Annotated in this window: 26 protein-coding genes; 13 read left to right on the forward strand and 13 right to left on the reverse strand. The window is 68.6% G+C overall.

The features are described from left to right. Window positions 1-17: 17 nt before the first annotated feature. The 5 genes from ACWFRF_RS25740 to ACWFRF_RS25760 form a co-directional block, all read right to left on the reverse strand. A complete protein-coding gene (locus ACWFRF_RS25740) occupies window positions 18-1,154 on the reverse strand; it encodes an Mrp/NBP35 family ATP-binding protein (protein ID WP_378993380.1) in 1,137 nt (378 codons plus the stop codon). Window positions 1,155-1,227: 73 nt separating this feature from the next. Beyond that, entirely contained in the window at window positions 1,228-2,091 is an 864-nt protein-coding gene (locus tag ACWFRF_RS25745) for a lytic transglycosylase domain-containing protein (RefSeq protein ID WP_452452651.1), read from the reverse strand. 96 nt (window positions 2,092-2,187) lie between these two features. Next, window positions 2,188-3,528 (reverse strand): lytic transglycosylase domain-containing protein, encoded by a 1,341-nt coding sequence (locus ACWFRF_RS25750; protein ID WP_452452653.1) that lies wholly within the window; start codon window positions 3,526-3,528, stop codon window positions 2,188-2,190. Between the two features lie 135 nt (window positions 3,529-3,663). Continuing rightward, on the reverse strand, window positions 3,664-4,254 hold the full coding sequence (locus tag ACWFRF_RS25755; protein ID WP_378993385.1) for a DUF1003 domain-containing protein: 591 nt from the start codon (window positions 4,252-4,254) through the stop codon (window positions 3,664-3,666). Then, window positions 4,251-5,549, reverse strand: a complete 1,299-nt coding sequence (locus tag ACWFRF_RS25760) for a magnesium transporter MgtE N-terminal domain-containing protein (protein ID WP_379298071.1) — start codon at window positions 5,547-5,549, stop codon at window positions 4,251-4,253. Before ACWFRF_RS25760 ends, ACWFRF_RS25755 begins: the two co-directional genes overlap by 4 nt. Before the next feature lie 52 nt (window positions 5,550-5,601). Between ACWFRF_RS25760 and ACWFRF_RS25765 the strand changes: the two genes are divergently transcribed. The 3 genes from ACWFRF_RS25765 (at window position 5,602) to ACWFRF_RS25775 (ending at window position 7,678) form a co-directional block, all read left to right on the forward strand. Next, window positions 5,602-6,531, forward strand: a complete 930-nt coding sequence (locus ACWFRF_RS25765; protein ID WP_452452655.1) for an HpcH/HpaI aldolase/citrate lyase family protein — start codon at window positions 5,602-5,604, stop codon at window positions 6,529-6,531. Window positions 6,532-6,597: 66 nt separating this feature from the next. Further along, complete coding sequence (locus tag ACWFRF_RS25770; protein ID WP_056813349.1) at window positions 6,598-7,092, forward strand: general stress protein; 495 nt, start codon at window positions 6,598-6,600, stop codon at window positions 7,090-7,092. A gap of 4 nt (window positions 7,093-7,096) precedes the next feature. Further along, window positions 7,097-7,678 carry a suppressor of fused domain protein gene (locus tag ACWFRF_RS25775; protein ID WP_452452657.1) on the forward strand — a complete coding sequence of 194 codons (582 nt, stop codon included), beginning with the start codon at window positions 7,097-7,099 and terminating at the stop codon, window positions 7,676-7,678. Here ACWFRF_RS25775 and ACWFRF_RS25780 read toward each other — a convergent pair. After that, window positions 7,675-8,763: a magnesium and cobalt transport protein CorA gene (locus tag ACWFRF_RS25780; RefSeq protein ID WP_452452799.1), complete on the reverse strand. Its 1,089-nt coding sequence runs from the start codon at window positions 8,761-8,763 to the stop codon at window positions 7,675-7,677. The genes ACWFRF_RS25775 and ACWFRF_RS25780 overlap by 4 nt on opposite strands. A gap of 67 nt (window positions 8,764-8,830) precedes the next feature. On the opposite strand from ACWFRF_RS25780, the gene ACWFRF_RS25785 reads away from it, so the two are divergent. The 5 genes from ACWFRF_RS25785 to ACWFRF_RS25805 all read left to right on the forward strand — a co-directional run bounded on the left by ACWFRF_RS25785 (window position 8,831) and on the right by ACWFRF_RS25805 (window position 13,482). Continuing rightward, on the forward strand, window positions 8,831-9,685 hold the full coding sequence (locus tag ACWFRF_RS25785; RefSeq protein ID WP_452452658.1) for a PHP domain-containing protein: 855 nt from the start codon (window positions 8,831-8,833) through the stop codon (window positions 9,683-9,685). Continuing rightward, complete coding sequence (locus ACWFRF_RS25790) at window positions 9,682-9,948, forward strand: hypothetical protein (protein WP_378993391.1); 267 nt, start codon at window positions 9,682-9,684, stop codon at window positions 9,946-9,948. The genes ACWFRF_RS25785 and ACWFRF_RS25790 overlap by 4 nt, the downstream gene beginning before the upstream one ends. A 51-nt stretch (window positions 9,949-9,999) precedes the next feature. Beyond that, complete coding sequence (locus tag ACWFRF_RS25795; RefSeq protein ID WP_378993392.1) at window positions 10,000-11,556, forward strand: FAD-binding protein; 1,557 nt, start codon at window positions 10,000-10,002, stop codon at window positions 11,554-11,556. Between the two features lie 425 nt (window positions 11,557-11,981). After that, the gene (locus tag ACWFRF_RS25800; RefSeq protein ID WP_452452661.1) at window positions 11,982-13,202 is read left to right on the forward strand and encodes an NAD(P)-dependent malic enzyme; all 1,221 of its coding nucleotides are present in this window, start codon (window positions 11,982-11,984) and stop codon (window positions 13,200-13,202) included. Window positions 13,203-13,272: 70 nt separating this feature from the next. Then, a complete protein-coding gene (locus ACWFRF_RS25805; RefSeq protein WP_358183671.1) occupies window positions 13,273-13,482 on the forward strand; it encodes a ribbon-helix-helix protein, CopG family in 210 nt (69 codons plus the stop codon). On the opposite strand, the gene ACWFRF_RS25810 is transcribed toward ACWFRF_RS25805, so the two are convergent. From ACWFRF_RS25810 to ACWFRF_RS25825, 4 genes are read right to left on the reverse strand one after another with little or no spacing between them, the layout of a single operon-like run. Beyond that, window positions 13,465-14,169 (reverse strand): ABC transporter permease, encoded by a 705-nt coding sequence (locus tag ACWFRF_RS25810; protein ID WP_452452663.1) that lies wholly within the window; start codon window positions 14,167-14,169, stop codon window positions 13,465-13,467. The two genes, ACWFRF_RS25805 and ACWFRF_RS25810, sit on opposite strands and share 18 nt — an antisense overlap. Continuing rightward, entirely contained in the window at window positions 14,166-14,825 is a 660-nt protein-coding gene (locus ACWFRF_RS25815; protein WP_452452664.1) for an ABC transporter permease, read from the reverse strand. The genes ACWFRF_RS25810 and ACWFRF_RS25815 overlap by 4 nt, the downstream gene beginning before the upstream one ends. Beyond that, entirely contained in the window at window positions 14,822-15,970 is a 1,149-nt protein-coding gene (locus ACWFRF_RS25820; protein WP_452452666.1) for an ABC transporter ATP-binding protein, read from the reverse strand. Before ACWFRF_RS25820 ends, ACWFRF_RS25815 begins: the two co-directional genes overlap by 4 nt. A 28-nt stretch (window positions 15,971-15,998) precedes the next feature. Next, window positions 15,999-16,931, reverse strand: coding sequence for an ABC transporter substrate-binding protein (locus tag ACWFRF_RS25825; RefSeq protein WP_378638448.1), 933 nt, complete (start codon window positions 16,929-16,931; stop codon window positions 15,999-16,001). 199 nt (window positions 16,932-17,130) lie between these two features. Here ACWFRF_RS25825 and ACWFRF_RS25830 point away from each other — a divergent pair, with 199 nt between their 5' ends. Next, window positions 17,131-17,739: a hypothetical protein gene (locus ACWFRF_RS25830; RefSeq protein WP_452452668.1), complete on the forward strand. Its 609-nt coding sequence runs from the start codon at window positions 17,131-17,133 to the stop codon at window positions 17,737-17,739. A gap of 24 nt (window positions 17,740-17,763) precedes the next feature. Here the strand turns inward: ACWFRF_RS25830 and ACWFRF_RS25835 are convergent, their stop codons facing one another. Further along, the gene (locus tag ACWFRF_RS25835; protein ID WP_452452670.1) at window positions 17,764-18,408 is read right to left on the reverse strand and encodes a DUF4328 domain-containing protein; all 645 of its coding nucleotides are present in this window, start codon (window positions 18,406-18,408) and stop codon (window positions 17,764-17,766) included. Between the two features lie 249 nt (window positions 18,409-18,657). Here ACWFRF_RS25835 and ACWFRF_RS25840 point away from each other — a divergent pair, with 249 nt between their 5' ends. Further along, entirely contained in the window at window positions 18,658-19,338 is a 681-nt protein-coding gene (locus ACWFRF_RS25840; protein WP_452452672.1) for a PadR family transcriptional regulator, read from the forward strand. A gap of 28 nt (window positions 19,339-19,366) precedes the next feature. Continuing rightward, a complete protein-coding gene (locus tag ACWFRF_RS25845) occupies window positions 19,367-20,839 on the forward strand; it encodes a DHA2 family efflux MFS transporter permease subunit (RefSeq protein WP_452452673.1) in 1,473 nt (490 codons plus the stop codon). Between the two features lie 51 nt (window positions 20,840-20,890). On the opposite strand, the gene ACWFRF_RS25850 is transcribed toward ACWFRF_RS25845, so the two are convergent. After that, the gene (locus ACWFRF_RS25850) at window positions 20,891-22,495 is read right to left on the reverse strand and encodes a molybdopterin-dependent oxidoreductase (RefSeq protein WP_452452676.1); all 1,605 of its coding nucleotides are present in this window, start codon (window positions 22,493-22,495) and stop codon (window positions 20,891-20,893) included. 125 nt (window positions 22,496-22,620) lie between these two features. On the opposite strand from ACWFRF_RS25850, the gene ACWFRF_RS25855 reads away from it, so the two are divergent. Continuing rightward, window positions 22,621-23,043 carry a hypothetical protein gene (locus ACWFRF_RS25855; RefSeq protein ID WP_452452678.1) on the forward strand — a complete coding sequence of 141 codons (423 nt, stop codon included), beginning with the start codon at window positions 22,621-22,623 and terminating at the stop codon, window positions 23,041-23,043. A gap of 83 nt (window positions 23,044-23,126) precedes the next feature. After that, complete coding sequence (locus ACWFRF_RS25860) at window positions 23,127-23,837, forward strand: cutinase family protein (RefSeq protein ID WP_378993416.1); 711 nt, start codon at window positions 23,127-23,129, stop codon at window positions 23,835-23,837. Window positions 23,838-23,889: 52 nt separating this feature from the next. Here the strand turns inward: ACWFRF_RS25860 and ACWFRF_RS25865 are convergent, their stop codons facing one another. Further along, entirely contained in the window at window positions 23,890-25,686 is a 1,797-nt protein-coding gene (locus ACWFRF_RS25865; protein WP_378993418.1) for an AMP-dependent synthetase/ligase, read from the reverse strand. Window positions 25,687-25,700 lie beyond the last annotated feature (14 nt).

Raw genomic sequence — 25,700 nt, forward strand, 5'->3', positions numbered from 1 at the left:
CACTGACAAGTCCCGAATCAGAGATGACGGGTGGTATCGATTCCCAGTGACATGCCTGCCAGGCCGCGCTTGCGGACGGCGAGTTTGTCAGCGATACCGAGCAGGGCGACGGCGGCGGGATTCGCCGGGTCGGAGAGCACGATCGGGTTGCCGTCGTCGCCGCCTTCGCGCAGGGCCTGCTCGATCGGGACCTGGCCGAGCAGGGGCACATTCGAGCCGACGGCGCGGGTGAGGCGGTCGGCGACGACCTGGCCGCCGCCGGAGCCGTACAGCTCCATGCGTGAACCATCCGGCAGGTCGAGCCAGGACATGTTCTCCACGACCCCGGCGATGCGCTGGCGGGTCTGCAGGGCGATCGCACCCGCACGCTCGGCCACCTCGGCGGCGGCGATCTGCGGGGTGGTGACGACCAGGATCTCGGCGCTCGGGATGAGCTGGGCGAGGGAGATCGCGACGTCGCCGGTGCCGGGCGGCAGGTCGAGCAGCAGCACGTCCAGGTCGCCCCAGAACACGTCGGCGAGGAACTGCTGCAGCGCGCGGTGCAGCATCGGACCACGCCACACCACGGGGGTGTTGCCCTGGGTGAACTGCGCGATCGAGATCATCTTCACGTCGTGCGCCACCGGCGGCATGATCATCCGCTCGACCTGGGTGGGCTTGGCGTCGGAGCCGAGCATGCGCGGGATGGAGTGGCCGTAGATATCGGCGTCGAGCACACCGACCGACAGCCCACGCTGCGCCAGCGCCACGGCGAGGTTGGCGGTGACGCTGGACTTGCCGACGCCGCCCTTACCGGAAGCCACCGCGTAGACGCGGGTCAGCGAGCCGGGCTGGGCGAACGGGATGATCGGCTCGGCCGAATCGCCACGCAGCGACTTGCGCAGCTCGGTGCGCTGCTCATCGCTCATCACATCGAGATCGACGGTCACCGCCCCCGCGCCGTTGACATCCGCGACGGCCTTGGTGACCCGCTGAACGATCTCGGTCCGCAACGGGCACCCGGAGGTGGTCAGGTAGATCTCGATGTGCACGTCACCGCTGTCGGCGATGGCGATGGACTTGACCATCCCCAACTCGGTGATCGGTTTGCGGATCTCCGGGTCGTCGACCTTCGCGAGCGCCGCCCGCACATCCGCTTCCGTAATCACTGACATACCCCCGATGTTATGCGTCCCCGGATCGGTCGACGATCCGGGGACGACAGTCGCTGGCCGGTAGGCCCGCTTCCTAGTGGATTCGGGGGAGGTCCTGGGGCTTGGGGGCGAGGCCGCTGGAGTAGGAACCCGACCAGGCCATCACGTTGGCGACGTAGGCCATCGAGTTGTTGTAGCGCAGGATCGCCTTCGACTGCTGGGAGAGGTCGCGCATGTTCAGGCCGCCGTCGCACAGGTAGCGGCCCGCGGTGAGGGCCGCGTCGAAGAGGTTCTGTGGGTCGGCGATGCCGTCGGCGTTGCCGTCGGCGGCGTAGCGGTGCCAGGTCTCGGGCAGGAACTGCATCGGGCCGATGGCGCGGTCGTAGCCGCCGAGGCCGTCGAGGTCGCCGCCGTCGGTGTCGTGGATGACATTGTTGCCGGAGAGGCTGCCGTCGAGGACGGGCCCGTAGACCGCCTTGATCGGGTTCCCCTGCGCGTCGGCCTTGCCGTAGGCGTGGGTGGATTCGACGCGGCCGATGCCCGCCAGCAGCGACCAGGACATCCCGCAGTGCGGGTTCTCCACGGCCAGTTGCTGTTCGGCGGTCTGGTAGGCGGCAACGGCGATGCCCGGAATACCGAGCGGACCCGCGGGCAGATCGGCGGACGCGCGATCATCCGGCAGTGCAACGGTTTTCACGACCGGCGCGGCCGAGGGGGACTGGCGCGCTTCCGCGTGGACGATCTCGGCGATGTCGGCCTGGGGCGACGAGACCAGATCGGCCGTAACCTCCGGCTCGGCGCCGGGCAGCAGGTCGTGCTCGACAGCTGCGTTGGTTGCCGTGGTCGCCTCGGTGGCGGCCGCGGTCACGGCTACCAGTCCGGCGGGGACCAATCCGGTCAGTGCGATGAGCGAGCTACGGCGAACTGTCGTAGCAGGCTGTTTCCGATGACGACCCACTGTGTGGTGCCCTCCTCAACCGTGTTGGATGAGAAGAGATTACCGCACCCGAGACCTTTTTGTTACCCCTCCGTGATCTGTATTTCGGTTTGATTTCTACGGGGCCGGTGCGGGGGCGGGCGGCAGCGGGATGACGATGCCGAACGGCAGCGTGATGCCGGGCTGCTGGGTGGGCGCCACCGGCGCGGGCTCGGCGGGTGCGGGCTCCTCGGCCGGGGCGACACCCGGTTCCGGTGTCTTCTCCGGTGTGGTGGGTGCCGGGGTCTCCGTGGGTGCGACCGTCGCCGGGGTACACGCGGCGGGCTCGACCACCGGCTGCTCGGGTGCGGCCGGATCCTTCGGCGCCGCAGCGCCGTAGGTCTGCTCGGCGGGCTTGTCGGCGGGCTGCGGCTCGGGTGCCAGCGGGTTCGGCATCTGCGCGGGCAGCGGCTCGCTCACGCACGTCTCGGGCGGTGCGACCGGCGCCGGACAGAAGATCCCGCAGGGGATCGGTGGCAGACCGGGGAGCGTGATCATCACCTGTGTGGGCGTGGTGACCTTCGGCGTCGTCGGGGTGGGCGTGGTGGTGGGCGTGGGCGTGTTGGTCGAGGCCGCCAGCACATTGGGCGCCACCAGCGGACCGCTGCCCGGCGGGATGATCTCCGGCGAGATGGCCACCTGACTCGGCGCGCCGCCGGTCCGGTATGCAGCCGACCAGCTCAGCACGTTGGCCGCGTAGGACATCGAGTTGTTGTAGCGCAGCACCGCCCGCAACTCCTGGGCCGCCTCGCGCAGGTTCATGCCGCCCGAGCAGAGGTACTTGCCCGCGGCCAGCGCCGCGTCGAAGACATTGTGCGGGTCCGAGGCGCCGTCGCCGTTGCCGTCGGCGGCGTAGTGCGCCCAGGTGCTCGGCAGGAACTGCATCGGCCCGAGGGCTCGCACGAAACCGCCGTCGGCTTCCTTGATCACCTCGTTGCCGGGCAGGGTGCCGTCGAGCGCGGGGCCGAAGATCGGCGTCGTCGTCGTACCGGCGGGGTCGGTGCGGCCACTGCTGGCGTGTCCGGATTCGATCCGGCCGATGCCCGCGAGCAGGTTCCAGGTGAGCCCGCAGCCCGGCTGCGCGGATTCCATGGCCAGCTCGGCGTTGCGGTAGGCGGCGAGCACGATCTCCGGGATGCCGAGTGCGCCGCTGCCCGTGGGCAGCGAAATGCTTTGCAGCGGAACGGTTCCCGCGAAGGGTGCGGCGGTGTTGGCGTTGAGCGCGCGCAACCGGCGCGGCGCCTCCTGCGCGACCGGCAGCAGGCCGACGATCTCGGACGGATCGGTTTCGGGTGTGTCCTCGGCGGTGCTCGCCGTGGCCGCCAGCAGGGCCTCCGGTGCGGTCGGCGCGGTGCTCGGGTCGCTGGTGTGCACCCCGGACCCGGAGGCGACCAGACCTGCGACTACAAGGGCCGACATCGTTATCGGAGCAGAAATTCGCACGGCCACACCCTTTTCGTCGAAAAGCGGCAGGCCGCAGAGTCCCCCTCCGGCCCACCCGGAACAACGTGATCCAGGTTACCTACCGGTCAGGAAGTTGTTGAGCATTTCCGGTCATACATCTGGAGCACCAGGCGAAATCGGGGCGGAAGAGGCCGTTTGACCGGAGGTTTTCTTGCGGACCGCTTTTCGCTTTTTGTCCGGCTTCGGCGCGCCGTCGGGCGTGGTGACCGCATCGATGCGGTCGAGCACGTCCTTGATCTCCTCCAGTTCACGCCGCAGGTAGTCGCGGGTGGCGACCTCGCCCACCGCCAGGCGCAGCGAGGCGAGTTCGCGGGCGAGGAACTCGGTATCGGCCTTGGTCTGCGCGGCCCGGGTCCGGTCCTCTTCGAGCGAGACCTTGTCCCTGTTGTCCTGCCGGTTCTGCGCCAGCAGAATCAGCGGCGCCGCATAGGCGGCCTGGGTGGAGAAAGCCAGGTTGAGCAGGATGAACGGGTACGGATCCCAGCGCAGCGCCACCGCGAACACATTGAGCAGGATCCACACGATCACGATCACCGTCTGGATCGCGAGATAGCGCCCGGTGCCGAGGAATCGGGCGACGCGCTCACTGGCCTGCGCGAACGCGTCCGAATCCCAGTCGAAGCGGAAGCGCGACCCGACCGGCGTCTCCAAGCGTTGCCGCGCCGGATTCTTCTCACTCATGCCGTGCTCCCGCTCGCCTCGACCTGCTGCAGCGCCGGAGGCTCTTCTTCGCGCCAATCCTCGGGCAGCAGATGATCGAGGACGTCGTCGACGGTCACCGCGCCGAGCAGATGGTTCTCCGCGTCGACCACCGGCCCGCACACCAGGTTGTAGGTGGCGAAATAGCGGGTCACCGCTGAGAGCGGCAGGTCGGGTGACAGCGGCGCCAGGTCACTGTCGACGATCCCGCCCACCAGGTGCGCGGGCGGTTCCCGCAGCAGCTGCTGAATGTGCACACAGCCCAGGTAGCGGCCGGTCGGGGTGGCCGTGGGTGGTCGCACGACGAAGGCCATCGAGGCCAGCGCGGGCGTGAGGTCGGGGTCGCGGACCCGGGCCAGCGCTTCGGCGACGGTCGTCGCGGGCCCGAGGACGATCGGTTTCGGCGTCATCAGACCGCCCGCCGTGTCGGGGGAGTGCGCGAGCAGTCGGCGCACCGGTTCGGATTCCTCGGGATCCATCAGGGCCAGCAGCGATTCGGCTTCGCTTTCGGGCAGTTCGCCGAGCAGGTCGGCGGCATCGTCGGGGTCCATCGCCTCGAGCACGTCGGCGGCGCGGCGCACCTCGAGATGGCCGAGCAGGTCGACCTGGTCGTCGTCGGGCAGTTCCTGGACCACGTCGGCGAGGCGTTCGTCGTCGAGAGCGATCGCCACTTCGATGCGACGTTTCTCCGGCAACTCACGCAACCGGTGCGCGACGTCGGCCGCGCGCAGCCCCTCGAACTGGGTGAGCAGGGTGGTCACGTCCTGGCCGGGCCGGTCCACCTCGGCCGGGGTGAGCCCGTCGACCTGCGACCACTCGACCACGTGCACCGAGCGCCTGCGCCCGATCCGCCGATGCCCGCGTACCGCGACCCGGCTGACGATCCAATCCCTTGTCCTGGTCTGCTCGATCCCGAGGTCGGCGACGAGCACGTCGATATCGGCCAGGTCCGGCAGATCCGGGTCGTTCACGCGTACCGGCGAATCGAGGATCTGGGCCATGGCCAGGCGTTCGCCGGGGCGCTGGGCGAAGCGGCGCAGGCTCACGGTCCCGGTATTGAGAGTGACCATGCCGGGTTCGATCGCGGTGACCCGCAGCATCGGCACGAAAATGCGTCGCCGGGTGAGCAATTCGACGACGAGTCCGTGCACACGCGGCGGCTGGCGTCCGTGCCGGACGGCGACGACCACATCGCGGACCCGGCCGATAGACTCCCCGTCCGGACCCAGCACCGTCAGGCCGGCGAGCCGGGCGACATACACCCTGGTGGTTGCCATGACCATCAGGCTATCGGTCGGGGACGGCCGCACCAGTCAGGAGGCACTCCTCATGAAGCCACGTCGTTCGGTGCTCGCAGTGCCGGGTAGCAACCCGAAAATGATCGCGAAGGCGAAGACGCTGCCGGTCGACGAGGTGTTCCTCGATCTGGAGGACGCGGTCGCCCCCGGCGCCAAGGCGGCCGCGCGGGCGAATATCGTCGCGGCCCTGAACGAACCGGGCTGGGGTTCGCAGTTGCGGGTGGTGCGGGTCAACGACTGGTCCACCGAATGGACCTTCGCCGATGTGATCAGCGTGGTCGAGGGCGCGGGCAGCTGGCTCGACGCGATCCTGTTGCCCAAGGTCACCGACGCGGGGCAGGTGCAGGCGCTCGATCTGCTGCTCACCCAGGTGGAGAAGGCCAGCGGTCTCGAGGTCGGCCGGATCGGCATCGAACCGCAGATCGAGAACGCGCTCGGACTGCGCAATATCGATGCCATCGCCACCGCGAGCCCGCGCGTGCAGACACTGGTGTTCGGGCCCGCCGATTTCATGGCCAGTATCAATATGCGCACGTTGGTGGTGGGCGAGCAGCCGGAAGGCTACGACGTCGGCGACGCCTACCACCACATCCTGATGACGATCCTGCTCGCCGCCCGCGCGCACGGGCTGCAGGCGATCGACGGTCCCTACCTGCAGATTCGCGATGTCGACGGCTTCCGCCGGGCCGCTGCTCGCACGGCCGCGCTGGGTTTCGACGGCAAGTGGGTACTGCATCCCGGCCAGGTGGACGCGGCCAACGAGATCTTCAGTCCACGTCAGGCCGACTACGACCGCGCCGAGTTGATCTTGGAGACCTACGCCTTCCACACCTCCGAGGCCGGTGGCGCGCGTGGCGCTGTCATGTTGGGGGATGAGATGATCGACGAAGCGAGCGCCAAGATGGCACAGGTTGTCGCCGACAAGGGGCGCGCCTCGGGGATGACGAGAACCGGCGCTTGATCCCGCGGGGGTGGAATGGTGCGTTTCACTGCGGCACAGTCGGTCGACGAATAGCAGAATAGGACTATGACGAATCCCTTGGGCAACTCGAATCGCGGGCGGCAGGCGTTGCCGACGCCGCCGTCGGGCTGGCCGGTCGGCTCGTATCCGACCTACGCCGAGGCGCAGCGTGCGGTCGACTACCTGGCCGACGGGCAGTTCCCGGTGCAGGACGTGACCATCGTCGGTGTCGATCTGATGCAGGTGGAGCGGGTGCTGTACCGGCTCACGTGGGGCAAGGTCATCGGCGGCGGCGTGGTGTCGGGTGCCTGGCTCGGCCTGTTCCTCGGTCTGTTGCTGAGCCTGTTCACCACCACCGGTGGTGCGCTCGGCCCGCTCGTCGTCGGTCTGCTCGGCGGCATCGTCTTCGGCGTCATCACCACGTCGATCCCGTACGCGGCCACCAAGGGTCAGCGCGATTTCGCCTCGACCATGCAGCTGGTCGCGGGCCGTTACGACGTGCTGTGCGATCCGAAGTCCGCCGAACAAGCCCGCGACATGCTCGCCCGATTGGCTCTGTAGCGCGATGGATGTGGAGAACACGGTCCGCGCTGCGGTGCTGGACCACTTCGATGTCGAACGCGCACAGGTCGATTCGGCGTCGCTGACCTTCCTCGGGCTGGAACCCGTCGAGATCCTGCGTATTCCGGGCGACGGCGCGGTCCACTACGCGACGCTGGGCGGTTCCCGTCATCCGATGGGCGATCCGACCGATCTGCTGGCCGACCCGGTGCGCGGACCGCGCGCGGAACTGGTCCTGACGCTGCTGATGAGCGCCGACCCGCAGGTCGGGGTGGCCAAATCCCTCGGTGTGCTGGTCGCCTCGCCCGCGGTGGAAGGCGTTGTGCTGCAGGCCGACGCGCTACTCGATCTCGGAGAACCGCTGTGGCGCAACGCGAAGTTCACCGCGGTTGTGCTCAGCGAGAGCGATATTCCCGCGATCGCGCTGCCGGACCCGGCCGACCCGGTGCGCTACCTCAGCGTCACCCCGGTGACCGCGACCGAGGCCGCCTGGGTGCGCGTGCGTGGCGCCCAGGCATTGCGCGATGCCTGGGCCGAAGCCGGGATCGACGTGCGTGATCCCGAGCGCGGTGCGGTGAATCTCTAGAGCCAGCCGTTGCGGCGGAAGCTGCGGAACAGCACCGCGCACAGCACCGCCATCACGATCAGCACCACGGGGTAGCCCCACACCTGGTGTAGCTCCCACATGTGGTCGAAGTTCATGCCGTAAACGCCCGCGATCATCGTGGGTACCGCCGCCATCGCGGCATAGGCCGAGATCTTGCGCATGTCGGTGTTCTGCTGAACGCTGATCTTGGCCAGCGCGGCATTGACCAACCCGCTGAGCGCCTCGTCGAAGTAGCTGATGTGATCGGAGACGCTGGCCTGGTGATCGGCCACGTCGCGCAGATAGCGGCGGATCTCGGTCGGCACCGGTAAGTCGGTGTTGTTCACCAGCCGCTCCAGCGGAACCGCCAGCGGCGCGACCGCCCTTCGCAATTCCACCACTTCGCGTTTGAGCTGGTAGATCGAGCCGATGCCGATCTTCGAGGCGGGCGTGAACACCGCCTCTTCCATTTCGTCGATGTCGACGCCGACGGACTCGGTGACATCGACGTAGGTGTCGACGATGTGGTCGGCGACGGCGTGCAATACCGCGGTCGGCCCGTATTTCAGCTGCTCGGGCTGCTTTTCGAGCTCGTGGCGCACAGTGGACAGGTGGGTGTGCTCGCCGTGGCGCACCGTGACGGCGAAGCGCGGCCCGGTGAAGACCATGATGTCGCCGGTCTCCACGATCTCGCTGGTCGAGTCGATGTCGTGTTCGACGTAACAGACCGTGCTCATCACCAGGAACAGGGTGTCGCCGTAGCGCTCGAGCTTGGGGCGTTGCCTGCCCTGCACCGCGTCCTCCACCGCCAGTGGGTGCAGGTCGAAGATCGAGGCGATGTCGTTCATCTGCCGCTCGTCCGGGTCGTGCAGGCCGATCCAGACGAATCCCGCATCGGTCTTCTCCGCCGCGGTCAGCGCCTGTTGCGGTGTGAAATGTCCCGGCTGCCGCTCGCCGTCGACGTAGACCCCGCAGTCGACGATCGCTCGTGCCGTCGGTACGGGGACCCGCCGTCGCGGAGTTTTCGTCGCGCGATGGGGCCCGTGGAACGACGGCATCGGCGGAAATGAGGGCACCGAGTGGATCCTACGGGCACCGTCCTCGCGCACCCGGGAACGCGCGGGACCCGACACCGCACTGTAAGACTGAGGTGTGCGCATCGACCTGCATACCCATTCCACCGCCTCCGACGGCACCGACACCCCCGCCGAACTGGTGCGGCATGCCGCGGCGGCCGGCCTCGACGTTCTCGCGATCACCGACCACGACACCACCGGTGGCTGGGCGGAGGCCGAGGCTGCCCGCCCCTCGGGACTCACCCTGGTGCGTGGCATGGAGATGTCGTGCACGGGCATGGGGGAGGACGGCTACCCCGTGCCGGTGCACCTGCTGGCGTATCTGTTCGACCCCACCGACCGCGGTTTCGCCGAAGAGCGCGAGCGGTTGCGCGGCGAGCGGGTGGCCAGAGTGCGGGCGATGGCCGAGAAGATGGCAGCCGACGGACTACCGATCGATCCCGTCGATGTGATGGCGACCGCGGGTCCGGCGGTGGGCAGGCCGCATCTGGCGCAGGCACTGGTCGCGGCGGGCGTGGTCGAGAGCGTGAATGCCGCGTTCGTCGATCTGCTCGCGCCGCACGGGCCGTACTACGCCGAGAAGGCCGACACCCCGCTGCCGAGGGCCGTGCGGCTGATCGCGGCCGCGGGCGGGGTCAGCGTGATCGCCCATGCTCGCGCACGCAAGCGGGGCAGGCTGCTGGCGCTCGACGACATCAGGGAGCTGGCCGGGCTCGGCCTCGGTGGGCTCGAGATCGACCACCCTGATCACAGCGAAGCCGATCGCCTTGTGCTGACCGGGCTTTCGCGAGAACTGGGCCTGGTGCGCACCGGCTCGTCGGACTATCACGGCAGCAACAAGACCATCGAGATCGGCGCGTGTGGCACCGATCCCGATCAGTACGAAGCACTCATCGACAAAGCGAGCGGGACGCCGGTGATCGCCCCGTGACGCTGTTGCGTGCGGTCAGCGGCGTTGTCGCGGGTGGGGTACTGGTGCTCTTGTGCGTGGTCGTCGGCGCGGCGGTGATCGGCTCGCGCCGCGACTTTCCCGGGCCGGGCGCGGAATCGCTGGCGTGGCATTTCGTGGCCGCGGTCGTGGTGGTCGTCGCGCAGGTCTTCGCCGATCGGCGTCGCGGTGTGGCCACGCTGTTCGGGTCCGCGGCGGTCTTGGTCACGGCCGGTGTATTGCTTTGGACACAATGGTGGGGTTGACGGCCGCGTAATGGTTGCGGACGGGTGAACTGTGCCCGAATATTTCTCTTTGTGACCAGCATCGAAACGGATGTCTTGATCCTCGGCGGTGGACCCGCCGGGCTCTGGGCTGCCGTCTCGGCCGCGGCGACGGGCGCGCGGGTGGTGCTGGTCGACAAGAGTCGCTGCGGTTCCAGCGGTCCCACCGTGTACGGCACGACCGTGCTCTGGGATATTCCGCCCGGTCCGGGCCGCGCCGAGGCGGTCGAGGAGATGTTCGTCTCCGGCGGCGGGCTCGGTGATCGGGCCTGGCTGCACCGCGTGGTCGACGAGACCCACCGGCGATTGCAGACCTGGTCGGGCACCCGCCATCGCGTGCCCGATCCGAGCGGCGACCCGGCCCACGCGCACTTCGACGGCGCGAGCTACCTGCGCCGGCTCCGGCGCGGCGCGCTGGAGGCGGGCGTGCGCATCCTCGATCATCATCCGGCGCTGCAATTGCTGGTCGACCCGGCGGGCACCGTGGTCGGTGCGGCGGGGGTCCAGCGCCACAACAAGTTTCGGCCGTGGGTCATCCGGGCAGGCGCGGTCGTGGTCGCCACCGGTGGTTGCGCGTTCCTGTCCGGCGGTGCGGGCACCGAGGTGAGTACCGGCGAGGGCCTGCTGATGGCGGCCGAGGCAGGCGCCGAACTGTGCGGGATGGAATTCTCCAGTGCCTACGGACTGGCGCCGGTGCTGTCGCGAGTCCATCCGCATCCGGCGGTCGCGCCCGGGCTGTCGGTGCATTTCGCGGCTCTCTACGACGAAGCGGGCGCCGAACTGCCCGACCGGTACCCGGCGGCGCTCACCGCCATCGCGGACGGCCGGCGGGTCTTCGCGGCGCTGAGCGAGGTGCCCGACACCGTCCGGCACTGGCTGAGCAGGCACGGCGCGGTCGACGCCGCGGGCCGGGTGCCCGTGCGGGCGGTACTGGCGGGAACGATCCGTGGCGCGGGCGGGCTGGCCCTCGCCGATACCGATTGCTCGACAACGATCCGCGGCCTGTTCGGTGCCGGCGATGTGACCGGCCGGCAGATCGTCACCGGAGCGGCCGGCGCCCGCGGCGGCCTCAACGGGGCCTGGGCGCTGGCCTCGGGCACCTGGGCGGGGCAGGGCGCCGCCGCGTTCGCGGTCGCCAACGAAAGGGCGAGCAGTGCGAGTCCGGTGCCGGGCGCGGGCCTCGGGCCGCACGCCCACATCGACCCGCGGTCGGTGATCGGCCTGGTGCAGGAGCACACGCTGCCGCTGCGCCGCAGCTACCGGCGCAGCGCGGGCAGCCTCGGCGACAGCATCGCCGAGCTGGACGCGATGTGGCCCGGCGCCCAGTTCGACCTGGGTGGCCTCGGGGTGGGGCAGCTGCGGGCTCGCCAGGCGGCTGCGCTGCTCGCCGTCGCCCGGTGGGCGGGCTACAGCGCGCTCGTGCGCACCGAGAGCCGCGGTATCCACCGCCGCATCGACCACCCCGCCGCGCACTCGGACTGGCTGGTCCGGCTGCGCTGCGGCGGGCTCGACGACGTCTGGGTGCGCCGGGAGGAATGGCCGGAGCCACTCGGTGGCGAGCTCACCGCGGCCACCCCCGCCACGGTGTGAAAGTTCACCGGATGTTCCCGCTGCGCTGCGAGTTTTCGCTTACGCCACGGCAATTCGACACGGCTACGCTCGACACATGACGCGGTTTGGCAATCGACGCATCGTGCTGGCAGAATGTTGCGGATTCCCTTCCCTTGCCACCGCCGGGTTCGGGGAAACATCGGTGACCTTCCGCCGTGCGACGCACCGTCGCAGCGTTGGTCGACCCGTTTTGCTCGCCCGGACACACCCGTCCGGTTCCGCTCGGCGGATCAGTGCCGCGCCACGTGTACCGGTTGCCACCGTGAAACACGTGCGGACGCGCACCCGATGAGCGTCGTAGCGCATCAGTGTCGTAGCGATCCGGCGTCCCAGAAATTCGTAGTTCCGATATACCCGGCGGTAACCGTCCCCCGGTTGAGCCCGACTCGAGCAGGAGTGAAATCGTGTCACCTGTGACTGACGCACCGAATGCCACCGCGGCGCCCAAGGCCGATGACGCAGCGAGCCTCGCTGCGATCACCCAGGAGGAGATCTTCGCGGGTCACCTCGGTGGAAAGCTGTCTGTCGAGCTCAGCGCCCCCCTCGAGACCCAGCGCGACCTGTCCATCGCCTACACCCCCGGTGTCGCCCAGGTCAGCCGGGCGATCGCCGAGGACGCCGCGCTCACCAAGACCTACACCTGGACCGACCGGCTCGTGGTCGTGGTCAGCGACGGCACCGCCGTGCTCGGCCTCGGCGACATCGGCCCGCGCGCCTCGCTGCCCGTGATGGAGGGCAAGGCCGCGCTGTTCAAGAAGTTCGCCGGCCTGAACTCGATCCCGCTGGTGCTCGACACCACCGATCCCGACGAGATCGTCCAGACGCTGATCCACCTGCGTCCGAGCTTCGGCGCGGTGAACCTGGAAGACATCTCCGCTCCGCGCTGCTTCGAGATCGAGCGTCGCGTCATCGAGGCGCTGGACTGCCCGGTCATGCACGACGACCAGCACGGCACCGCCATCGTGGTGCTGGCCGCCCTCAAGGGTGCGGCCGCGGTGCAGGGCCGTGACATGTCCGGGCTGAAGGTTGTCGTCTCCGGCGCCGGTGCGGCCGGTGTGGCATGCGCGAACATCCTGATCGCCGCCGGCGTCCCCGATGTGGTCGTGCTCGACTCGAAGGGCATCGTCAGCACCGGTCGCGACGGCCTCAACGGTGTGAAGGCCGACCTGGCCGCCCGCTCCAACCCGCGCGGCCTGACCGGTGGCCCGGCCGACGCGCTCGCCGGCGCCGATGTGTTCCTCGGCCTGTCCGCGGGCACCATCCCCGAAGAGCTCATCGCCTCGATGGCGCCGGAGGCGATCGTGTTCGCTATGTCCAACCCGGACCCGGAGATCCACCCCGACGTGGCCGCCAAGTACGTGGCGATCGTGGCGACGGGCCGCAGCGACTTCCCGAACCAGATCAACAATGTGCTCGCCTTCCCCGGCGTGTTCAAGGGTGCGCTCGACGCCGGTGCCCGCCGGATCACCGAGGGCATGAAGGTCGCCGCCGCGAACGCCATCTTCGGCGTCGTCGCCGACGAGCTCGCCGTCGACAAGATCATCCCGAGCCCGCTCGATCCGCGCGTGGCTCCGGCAGTGGCCGAGGCCGTCGCCGAAGCAGCGCGCGCCGAGGGCGTCGCCTAGTTTCTCCCGGACAGCGCCCCCGTTCCCACCGGAACGGGGGCGCTGTCGCGTTGTCTGGGATCATCGAACGATGACCACTATCACCGTGCAGCTTCCCGACGAGGTCGCCGAACAGCTCGCGGCGGCCGCGGCGGCCGCGGGCGTCTCGGTGAATGTGGCGATGGTGCAGGCAGCGCAGGAGTGGATTCACGCCAACGCTCAGCGCGCCCGGGAACGTGCCAGGATGCAGCAGGTGCTGGCCGACGACCCGCACCTGCGGGCGCTACTCGGCGACGACTGAGATCCGGGGGTCGGCCCCCGCGTGGGTGAGCCTGCCGGTGCCCGGGGTGCTCGCCCACACCGCCACCGCGAGCAGCCCGTCGAGCACCAGTGCCAGCACCGCGACCAGCAGCGCGCCCACCAATACGAGGTCGTATCGGTAGAGCCCGATGCCGTCGAAGATGTAGCGGCCGAGCCCGCCCAGGTTGACATAGGCCGCGATAGTCGCGGTGGCGACGACTTGCAGAGTGGCGCCGCGCAACCCGCCGAGCAGCACCGGCATCGCGTTGGGCACCTCGACCCGGAACAGGATCTGGCGCTCGGTCATCCCCATCGCCCGCGAGGCGTCGACCACGTCGGCGGGCACATTCGCGATTCCCGCGTAGGCCCCCGCCAGCAGCGGTGGGATGCCGACGGTGATCAGCGCCAGCAGCGGCGGGATCAGCCCGAGCCCGAGTCCGAGCACCAGAAAGGTGAGCAGACCCAGTGTCGGCAGCGCCCGCATGGCATTGGCGAAGCCGACCATCACGGCACTGCCGCGGCGCGTGTGCCCGATGATCGACCCGAGCGGCACCGCGATCACCGCCGACAGCGCCACCGCGAGGAAGCTGTACCACAGGTGTTGCAGCAGGCGATGTTCGATGCCGGTGGGTCCGCCCCAGTTCGCGCTGTCGCTCAGATAGTTCCAGGCTTCGACGAAGAGGTTCACGAGCGGGCCCCGCTCACACGCGCGTCTGCCCTGGTCCACGGGGTTGCGAGGGTGCCGAGCAGGAACACCAGCCGATCGAAGATCAGCGCGAGCACCAGGGTCACGATGATGCCCGCGACGATCTGGTCGGGGTAATCGCGCTGGTAGCCCTGGGTGAACAGCTTCCCGAGCCCGCCGACTCCGATCAGCGCGCCGACCGACACCATGGCGATATTGGTGACCACCACGACGCGCAGAGAAGCGGTGAAAACCGGTAGCGCCAACGGCATGTCGACGGTGACCGTGCGCCGCATCCGGCCGAACCCGATCGCGTCGGCGGCATCGATCACGCTGTCGGGCACCGTATCCAGTGCCATCGGCACCGCGATCAGCAGCAGCGCGGTCGAATACACGGTGAGCGCGATGATCACATTGAGCGGGTCGATCATCGAGATGCCGACCAGTGGCGGAATGATCACGAACAGCGCGAGCGACGGGATGGTGTAGGCCAGGCTCGACGTCGTGGTGGTGATCCGCCGGGCCCAGCGGTTTCCGTGCACCAGTGCGCCGAGCGGGACCGCGATCACCAGGCCGAGCAGTAAGGGAACAAGTGCCAGCACCAGGTGGGTGCGGGTGATCGCCATGATGTCGGCGAAGTTGTCGATCAGGTATCTCACGAGGTGCCCTGGGTGAAGAACTCCTGATTGCGTCGGGAGTCTTCGGCTACTCGCTGTTCGGCGAGTTGGGTCAGCACATCGGTGGCGAGTAGCCCGCCGCGCACGGCGCCCGCCTCGTCGACGGCGACGCCGATTCCCGAGGGCGAGGAGATCGCCGCGTCCAGGGCTTGCCGGAGGTCGCCGGTCGGGGTGAACAGCGAGCCGCCCGCGGAAACACTGGAGTCCAGCGGTTTTCCGGCCCGCACCCGCTCGACGCCGGTGACGTCGATCCAGCCGCCCGGCTTGCCGAGCTCGTCGACGACGAGTGCCCATTCGCCCTGGGTGAGCCGCAATCCGGCGATGCCGTCCGGCTCGATCATCCGAATCGGCGCCAGCGCAACAGCTTCGGCGCTGCGGAACGACAGTCCGCGATACCCGCGGTCCCTGCCGACGAACCCGGCGACGAAATCCGTGGCGGGCTGGGCCAAGACATGTTCCGGCGTGTCGTACTGCTGGAGCACCCCGCCGAGCCCGAACACCGCGATCGTGTCGCCGAGTGTGATCGCCTCGTCGATGTCGTGGGTGACGAACACGATCGTCTTGTGCAATTCGGACTGCAGCCGCCGCATCTCCGATTGCAGTTCCGCGCGCACCACCGGGTCGACCGCGCTGAACGGCTCGTCCATCAACAGCACCGGCGGGTCGGCGGCCAGCGCTCGCGCCACCCCGACCCGCTGCTGCTGGCCGCCGGACAGTTGCGCCGGATACCGCTGCGCCAGATCGCGATCCAGCCCGACCCGGTCCATCACCTCCAGTGCGGCCGCGCGGGCGGCCTTGCGTGACTGTCCGAGCAGCATCGGCACGGTCGCCACGTTGTCGATCACCCGGCGGTTGGGCAGCAGCCCGCCGCTCTGGATCACATACCCGACACCGAGGCGCAGTTTCACCGGATCGATCGTCGCGATGTCGCGTCCGTCGACGGTGACGGTGCCCGCGCTGGGGTCGACCATTCGATTGATCATGCGCATCGAGGTGGTCTTGCCGCAGCCGGACGGACCGACGAACACGGTGAACGATCCCGAGTCGATGTGCAGGTTCAGATCGCGGACCGCGTGTGTGCCGTTCGGATAGGTCTTGTCGATACCGCGGAATTCGATGTCGGACAATGCGATTCTCCTCGAGGCGCGGGTTCGCCTAGCCGATGGGGGAGTTCAGCCCCTGGGCGGTGATCCAGGCGAGCGCGGCGGCCTTCGGTTCGATCTTGCTGTCGCCGGAGACGGCCGTGTTCAGCGAGATCAGTTCGGTGGTGGTGAGCTTGGCCGAGACCGCGTCGAGCACGGCGACGGCCTTGTCGGACTTCTTCGCGGCGTTGAACAGCGGGACCACGTTCTGCGCGGCGAAATTGTGCTTCGGATCGGCCAGCACGACCAGGTCGTTCTGCGCGATCGCCGGCGACGTGGTGAAGATGTCGGCCGCGGTGACCTGGCCGTCGACCAGTGCGCGCACGGTCGCGGGGCCGCCGCCGTCGGCGATCGGCACGAAATTGGCGTCGGTGATATCGAGGCCGTAGTTCTTCTTCAAGCCCGGCAGTCCGCCCGGGCGCTGGGCGAATTCGGCCATCCCGCCGAACTTCACCTCGGCCGAATGCGGCGCGAGGTCGGCGATGGACTTCAAGTTCCACTTGTCGGCCGTGGCGCGGGTGACGACCACCGCGTCCGAGTCCTCGCCGGGGGCGGGCGTCGCGATGGCGAGGTCGTCGCCGAGTGCTGTGGTGAGCGCGGCGTTCACCTCGGGCGCGGCGGTGGCCGTGGCGTCTTTGTCGAGGTATTGCAGCAGGTTGCCGGTGTACTCGGGGATGAGCGAGATCGCGCACTGGCGCAGTGCGGGGATGTAGGCCTCGCGCGAGCCGATGTCGAACTTGGTGTCGACCTTGAAGCCGTTGATCCGCAGCACCTCGGTGTAGATGTTGGCGACGGTCTCGGACTCGGGGAAGTTGGCCGACCCGATGATCAGCGCGTCGCTGGTGCAATCACCCTTGGCGGCAAGGGGATCGTTGTTGCCGCAGGCGGAGGCGATCATGGCGGCGGCCAGCGCCACCGCGGCAACCAGTACCCGGCCCGCCCGCATCACGAGGCGGCGTGCCGGTCGACGTTGTCCTGGCGATGAGGAGGCGAAGTCGGTTTTCACTGGTGTCCTTCCGGCAAAGGCGGGCAGTGCGCTGTGCGTGCGACCCGGGGGCCACAGGTACATTCTGGTAGTTCATACTGCCCGCCGTCGGGCCGAATTGCGCGGGTTGACGGCAAATACGGAAAGTTGGTGTCGCCGCATGTACTCGGTCGCCGTGCGTCGAACCGCCGCCGCGATCCTGGCCGCAGCCTGCGCTTTCACCACTCTTTCCTGCGCCTCCGACGACGCCGCCCCGGTGGTCGTGGTGGGTGGGAATTCGACGACGGAATCGGTTCTGCTCGCCGAGATCTATTCCCAAGCACTGGACCGTGCGGGCGCCGACTCCACCGTCTCGACCGGATCGGCCACCCCCCTCGCCGATCTCGACGCGGGCCGCATAGCGGTCCTCCCCGCCCGCAACGGCGCCCTCGTGGACCGTTGGAACCCCGCCTCGCCCGCCCGCACGCCCGACGAGGTGGTCGCCGCGGTCAACTCGGCTCTGCCCCAGGGCATTTCGGTCTCCGACGCCGCGGACGGCACAGACCTGCGCCTGCGCGCGCCGGACGGAGCGCCCGAGGGCGCCGCCCGCTCCCAGAGCATCGTCGCCCTCTACCGCAGCGGCATCTTCGACCGCCAACAGCTGAAGAAGCTCAACTACGTTGCGGGCGAGCTGACCACCGAGGATCTGATCGAGTCGATCAACCAGATCGAATCCGGCACCAGCCCCGCCGACGCGGCCAGATCCTGGCTGGACGCCCACGGCCTGTAGCGCACGGTCGCACAGAACGGGCGGTCAGGAAGCAGCGTCGGACCACCCGGCTTGGGCCCGGCCGATTCGCACGATGGCCACGATCAGGCACCCCGCGGCGGCTGTGAACAACAGCGCCGAAGCCGACCGGCTCGCGCTGAAGATCAACAGGCCGTCGACCTCGTGGTCGCGCATGGTCTGGATGGTGTCGTGGTCATCGGGCATACGCAGCGAGACGATGCCTGCCCAAAAGGTGATCCAGGCGAGAACCCAGGTGATCCACCAACTCGCGATCAATCCCCTGCTGCGGCGTCGCGGTGCGGAAACCTTGTCGAGATCGTCGACGAACACGGCGGGGAACCACAGCGAAACGACCGGAACCACCCAACCCCAGAACGCCCACGCCGGCGAGAGACGGTGCGTGGCGTCGGTGAACGTGTCGGCGTTGGCACGCGCCCGTGACAACCACACGGTCACGATGATCCAGGCGACCAGCATCGCCAGAAACGACGTCAGCCACAGGCCGACCTCGATCGGGAACAGGGTGTCGCGCGCCCACTTGTAGTCGGAGCTACTGATCTCGCCCTCATAGCGTGCCGCGACTGTTCGGTAGCCGATCCACCGCAGAACCACGGCAGCCCACTGGATGACGACCGCGATCGCCGCGATCGCCGCAAAGGCCGAACCCACCCCCCGTACGGCGCGGAAATTCCCAGGATGATGCTGCATTGTCTTGCTCCCCTCCATGATTCGCCTCGCACGGTACTCGCCGTGGTATCGCCGCGCACGGACTCGCGGCTGCGAACCCGGATGGCGGCCGGCAGCGGTGTTCGGTGTGACGTCGTCGGGGGGTGGCGCCCTTGCCAAGCTTTGTTCCGCTCCGTATATTCCTACTGGAATATTTGGTGGTGGAACATAGAGCTGAGTGGAGGTGGCGGGGTGGGGCAGCCCGGGCGGAATGTGATGACGCCGTTGGCGATCGCGGTGCTCGCGTTGCTCGACGAGCGCGCCATGCATCCGTACGAGATGTATCAACTGCTGATCGCTCGGCGGGAGGACCTGCTGGTCAAGGTGCGGCCCGGGTCGCTGTATCACGTGGTGGCCCGGCTGGCCGACGACGAGATGGTGGCGGCGGAGGGGATCGGCCGGGCCGGGAACAGGCCCGAGCGAACCACCTATCGGATCACCGATTCCGGGCGGACCGCGCTGCGGGGACGGATCGCCGAGCTGCTGCGGACACCCGTGCAGGAATATCCGATCTTCCGGGTGGCGTTGGCCGAAGCGCACACCCTTCCGCAAGAACAGGTCATCGCATTGCTCGACGAGCGCGTGGAGTACCTGACTCAGTCGCGGGCCGACACGGACGTGCTGCTCGACTGGGCGCGCAGCCGAGCCATCCCGCGCCGGTATTTCGTTGTCCTGGAATACATTCGCGCCACCATCCACGCCGAACTCACGTGGATCGAACGCTTCGCCGCCGAACTCGGCAGCGGTGCCGTGCCGTGGGAGCAGTACGACCCCGACACCGGCGAACGGATCACCGACGATCACGTCCACGAATGGCCGACCGGGGATCACCCCGACGCCGCGCCCCGGCCCCGCTGGGCCGCCCGAAGCTGAATCCTTCTCCTCGATTGGAACGAATTCGATGACCACCCAACGTAATCCGTGGCTAGCGCTCTTCGCGCTGGTGGTCGGGTTCTTCATGATCCTGCTGGACATGACGATCGTCGCGGTCGCCAATCCGGCCATCATGACCGACCTCAGCACCGACATCTCCAACGTCATCTGGGTCACCAGCGCCTACCTGCTCACCTACGCGGTGCCGCTGCTGGTCACCGGTCGGCTCGGTGACAAGTTCGGGCCGAAGAACATCTACCTGATCGGCCTCGCGATCTTCACCGCCGCCTCGCTCTGGTGCGGCCTGTCCGGCAGCATCGGCATGCTGATCGCCGCCCGCGCCGCCCAGGGTATCGGCGCCGCGCTGATGACCCCGCAGACGATGGCCGTGATCACCCGCACCTTCGCCCCGGACAAGCGCGGCGCCGCGATGGGCCTGTGGGGTGGCGTCGCCGGGCTGGCGACGCTGATCGGACCCATCCTCGGCGGCGTGCTGGTCGACAACCTCGGCTGGGAATGGATCTTCTTCGTCAACGTGCCGGTCGGCATCATCGCGTTCGGCCTGGCTGTGTGGCTGGTGCCCGCGCTGCCGACCAGCGACCACAAGTTCGACATCGTCGGTGTGATTCTCAGCGGTGTCGGCATGCTCGCCCTGGTTTTCGGTATCCAGGAGGGCAATGCGCAGGACTGGTCGTTGCGGATCTGGCTGCTGATCGGCTTCGGCGTGGTGATGCTGGTGGTGTTCGTGATCAACCAGGCGCGCAACAAGGGCGAACCGTTGGTGCCGCTGAGCCTGTTCCGGGACCGCAATTTCGCGCTGTCGAACCTGGCGATCGCCGCGATGGGCGCCGCGATCACCTCGATGATGGTGCCCTCGTACTTCTACCTGCAGGCGGTGCGCGAGATGACGCCGACCATGTCGGCGCTGGTCTTCGCGCCGATGGCGATCATCACCGGTTTCACCGCGCCGTTCATCGGCAAGGTGTCGGACAGGCTGCCGCCGCGGCTGCTGCCGACGATCGGATTCGTGCTGTTCGCCGGTTCGGTGGCGTCCTTCGGCGCGCTCATGAGCCCGGACTCGTCGATCATCTGGTTCCTCGTCGCCGCCGCCGTCGCGGGCCTGGCCAACGCCTGCATCTGGGCACCGCTCGCCTCGACCGCCACCCACAATCTGCCGGTCGCCCAGGCCGGTGCGGGCGCCGGTGTGTACAACACCACCCGTCAGGTCGGCTCGGTTCTCGGTAGTGCCGCGATCAGTGCCCTGATCGCCGCCCGTCTGACCGCCAACGGCCTCGGCGGTGGCGGCCCGGTCGGCGAGGGCGCGGCCACCGGCCCACTCCCGCCGCAGATCATCGACGAATTCAGCACCGCGCTGGCCCAGTCGATGATCCTGCCCGCCGCCATCCTGGTGATCGGCATCGTCGCCTCGGCCCTGTTCGTCGGCCACGGTAAGTCCGCCGGAAACGCTCCCACGCGGGAGAAGGCCGACGCTTCGGCCTGATCGCGAGTGCCGAGTCGCCTGCCCGTCACGTGCGAACGTGGCGGGCAGGTTTCAGTTCACCTGGATGGTGAGGGTGGGGTAGCCGGTGGCGCCGTCGGGGACGACGTCTTGTTCGACGGCGGTCTGTGGCTGACCTGTGGCGTCGGTGGTGCGGGCGCGCAGGGTGTGCTGGCCGGGGGTGGCTTCCCAGTCGTAGGTCCACTGACGCCAGGTGTCGACGGTGACCTCGGTGGACAGGCGGGCGGGGCGCCAGTCGCCGTTGTCGACCTGCACCTCGACGCCGGTGACGCCGCGATGCTGGGCCCAGGCCACACCGGCGATCACGGTGCGGCCCTGCGGGATTCGCCCGCGCCCGCGTGGGGTGTCGATGCGGGTGCCGGTTTTGATCGGGCCCTGCGCCGACCAGCCGCGCCGGGTCCAGTAGGCGGTGGCCCTGTCGAAGCGGGTGACCTCGAGTTCGGTGACCCATTTGGTGGCGGAGACGTACCCGTAGAGGCCGGGGACGACCAGGCGAGCGGGGTAGCCGTGCCGGACCGGGAGGGGTTCGCCGTTCATGCCGATGGCGAGGAGGGCGTCGCGGCCGTCCGTGAGGACCGAGAGGGGTGAACCCGCGGTCCAGCCGTCCTCGCTGTGCGACAGCACCATGTCGGCGTCGGGGTGCGGTCGTGCTTCGGCGAGGAGTTCGTCGAGGCGATAGCCGAGCCAGCGGGCGTTGCCGATCAGGTCGCCGTTGATCGGGTTGGAGACACATGCCAGGGTGACCAGGCGCTCCACCGGAGTGCGGCGAAGCAGGTCGTCCCAGGTGAGAGTGATTTCCTGGTCGACCATCCCGTGGATGCGCAGGGACCAGGAGTCTGTGGACACCTGGGGAACGATCAGCGCGGTGTCGATCCGGTAGAAGTCGCTGTTCGGGGTGATGTACGAGGTGAGTCCGGGTATCCGGAGATCGGCATCCGGCGGGAGATCCGGCAACGGTGCTGTCGCCCTGGGCAATTCGACGGTCTCGCGCTCGGCCGTCACATCATGGCGCGCGCCGCCGAGCAGCCGGCCCGCCAGGCCGGCTCCGAGGGCGAGTACCCCGGTCGCCGCGATGCCACCGAGCACGCGCCGCCGCCCGGCTCCTGCGATCGACGCGCCGGTGCGGACCGGGCTGTCCTCGCCGCCTACCTCCGGCGCCGCGGTGGCCTCACCGAGTTGTGGCGCAGCGGGTTCCGTCGCCGGTCGCCGCGAATCGGATGCGTCATCGATCCGCCGGGTCAGTCCTCGCAACGCGAGAATTCCAGCGGCGGTACCGATCAGCGCGGGCAGCGCACCGGCGAACCCGCCGACTCTCCCGGCGCCGACGACAGCGGCGACCACGCCGAAAATCGCGAACAGTACCGATCCGATCGGTCGAGCCGCTCGCTCGAAATATCCGGCGATCCCCGCGACCACCACCGCGACAATGCCCATGCACACGAACAGCACGGCCTTGTCGCTGGTTCCGAAGGTCGAGATCGCCCATTCCCTGACCCCGTCGGGGGTGTGGTCGACCACCGTCGCGCCGAGTGCGTAGGCGGGTGCGCTCCCGGACCCGGTGAACACCGCGACCAACTCCGCCACACCGAGTACCAGTGCAGCGGCCACGATCCCGGCTATCGCCCGCAAGAACGCCATGCACAGAGCGTACGTCGCGCCCGGATCGCCCCGGTGACCGATTTGTGACGGCCGAACACCTCCCGCGGATCGGCCATCAAAACTACACTGCGTAGTAGAAACGATCCCGCTCGGCAGGAGACATGATGACCGAGACAGCACCGGACTCGACACTGCGCGCCACGACGGCGGTCTTCGCCGTCGCCCTCCTGGTCCACGGCGCCGACCACTTACGCCGGGGCATGAGCGCCACCTCATCGCTGGTGAACGCCCTCGGCACCCTGCAAATCCTCTTCGCCCTGGTCACGGTGTTCCTCGTGTTCCGCAGGCACCCGGCGGCCCCCCGCGCCGCGGTGTTCATCGGCTTCGCGAGCGCGATCGGTTTCACGATCGTGCACCTGCTTCCGGACTGGTTCGGTCCGCTCAGCGACAGCTTCATCAACGCGCCTGCCGCCTCCGGCGTCACCGGATTCTCCTGGTTCGCCGCACTGTTCGAGATCGCGGCCGATCTGGCGATCGGCATCGCGGGTCTGCGGGTGCTGCGGTCCAGGGCGGTGAGTGTGGCCTGAACGTCGGGGCCGTCGCTCACCCGGCGGCGAATCCGGCCGAGTCGAGGCGATGGTGAACAGTCGCGGTCGGTAGTCTGCGCGGCATGACAGCACGTTCCTTCTCGCGATTCGTGTCTGCAGTCTTCTTGGCAGCCGCGATTCCCCTGGTATCGCCCACCCATCCCGCTACCGCCGAGCCCTGTTCCGATGTCGAGGTGGTGTTCGCTCGCGGGACCGCCGAGCAGGGTGGCGAACTCGGTCTGACCGGTATTTCCTTCGTCGAAGCGCTGCGCGCGAACGCGGGCGGACGCTCGGTCGGCTCGTACGGCGTCGACTACCCGGCCAGCAGCGACTTCACCGACCGGCTGGCCTTCGCCCGCACCGTCGTGCAGGGCATCGGTGATGCTCAGCGACGGGTCGAATACCTCGCGGCGAACTGCCCGAGCGCCCGCATCGTCCTCGGCGGATATTCCCAAGGCGCGGCGCTGGCCGGTTTCGCGACCGGTGTCGGTGTGCCCGAGGGTGTGCTGCCGGAGTACGAGATGTATCTGCCGCAGCCGATGGCGCCCGAGGTGGCAGAGCACGTCGCGGCGGTCGCGCTGTTCGGCAAACCGTCGGATCGGTTCATGGCCGACGCGGACGCACCGGCGGTCTCGGTCGGCGCGCTCTACAAGGACAAGACCATCGAGCTGTGTGTCCCCTCGGACAACATCTGCGACGGTTCCCCGCTCGCCCAGCCCAACGTCTCGCACACCCTGTACAGCATCAACGGAATGACCATCACCGCGGCACAATTCGCGGCGCAACGGTTCTGAACAGCCGAAAGGCCGGTTGCGCGAACGCAACCGGCCTCTCGTCTGTGTGGGATCAGGAGTAGATCTTGTCTACTTCGCCCGCGTACTGCTTCATGACGACGGCGCGCTTGAGCGACATCTTCGGGGTGAGCTCGCCACCCTCCTGGGTCCAGTCGACCGGGAGGATGCGGATCTTCTTGATCGCCTCGGCCTTGGAGACCTTCTTGTTGGTCTCGTCGATCGCGGCCTGCACCTCGGCGACCAGCGCCGGGTTCTCGATCAGGGTCTCGATCGCGGTGTCGGCGGCGACGCCGTTGCGATCCTTCCAGCCCGGCAGGGCTTCCGGGTCGAGGGTGATCAGCGCGCCGATGAAGGGCTGGCCGTCACCGACGACCATGACCTGGCTGATCAGCGGGTGCGCGCGCAGCGAGTCCTCGAGGATCGCGGGGGAGACGTTCTTGCCGCCCGCGGTGACCAGGATTTCCTTCTTGCGGCCGGTGATGGTGACGAAGCCGTCGGCGTCGATGGCGCCCAGGTCGCCGGTCTTGAACCAGCCGTCCTCGAACGCCTCCTCGGTGGCCTCGGCGTTGCCCCAGTAACCGTCGAACACGACCGAGCCCTTGAGCAGCAGCTCGCCGTCCTCGGCGATCTTGGCCGCGTGGCCCTGGATCGGGCGACCCACCGAGCCGACCCGGATGAACGCGGGCGTGTTCACGGTGAACGCGGCGGTGGTCTCGGTCAGGCCGTAGCCCTCGTAGATCGTCACGCCAGCACCGCGGAAGAAGTGGCCCAGACGCGCGCCCAGCGGGCCGCCACCGGAGACAGCGGCCAGGCACTGGCCGCCGAGGGCCGCGCGCAGCTTGCTGTAGACCAGCTTGTCGAACACGAAGTGCTTGACCTTGAGCAGCAGATCGGGGCCGCCCTTGGTCTCGAGCGCCGTGCTGTAGGCGATGGCGGTCTCCGCGGCGGCGTCGAAGATCTTGCCCTTGCCGCCGTCGTGCGCCTTCTGCTTGGCGGAGTTGAACACCTTCTCGAACACGCGCGGCACCGAGAGGATGAAGTCGGGCTTGAAGTCGCCGAACTGCTCGACCAGGGTGGTCCAGTCCGAGCTGTGGCGGATGGTCACCTTGGAATCGAAGGCGATCAGCGCGACAGCGCGGGCGAACACGTGCGCCAGCGGCAGGAACAGCAGGGTCTTCTGGCCCTCGGAGACGAACGCGCTGAGCTCGATGCCACCCGAACGCGATTCCGCCCACAGGTTCGCGTGGGTCAGCTGAACGCCCTTGGGGCGGCCGGTGGTGCCCGAGGTGTAGATCAGGGTCGCGGGCGAGGCCGCGCCGACCTGCTTGCGACGCTCGTGCACGGCGGCGTCGTCGAGCCCGGCACCACGCTCGACGAGGGTATCGATCGCGCCCTTGTCGATCTGCAGGGTCTCGGCCAGCGCGGGCAGCGAACCGGCTTCGATCTCGTCGATCGTGGCGCGGTGCTTGTCGTTCTCGACGACCAGCAGCTTGGTCTCGGAATCCTGCAGGATCCACTTGGCCTGCTCGGCGGCCGAGCTGTCGTAGATCGCGACGGTCACGCCGCCGGCGGCCCAGATCGCGAAGTCCAGCAGCGTCCACTCGTAGCGGGTGGCTGCCATGATCGCGACGCGGTCGCCCAGCTCGATGCCGGCGGCGATCAGGCCCTTGGCCACGCCGAGGACGGCCTTCTCGAACTGTGCTGCCGTGACGTCATTCCAGCCGCCGCTGCCGTTCGGGACGTTGAACAAGACCGTGTTCGGCGTCTCCTGCGCGAAGCGGAAGACGTTGTCGGCATTGTTCGCATCGTCCGGGATGGTGTAGGAAGCCGGAACTTCGAACTCTCGCATCTGTGCCCTTCCAG

The organism is Nocardia sp. NPDC055165 (genome assembly GCF_053606985.1).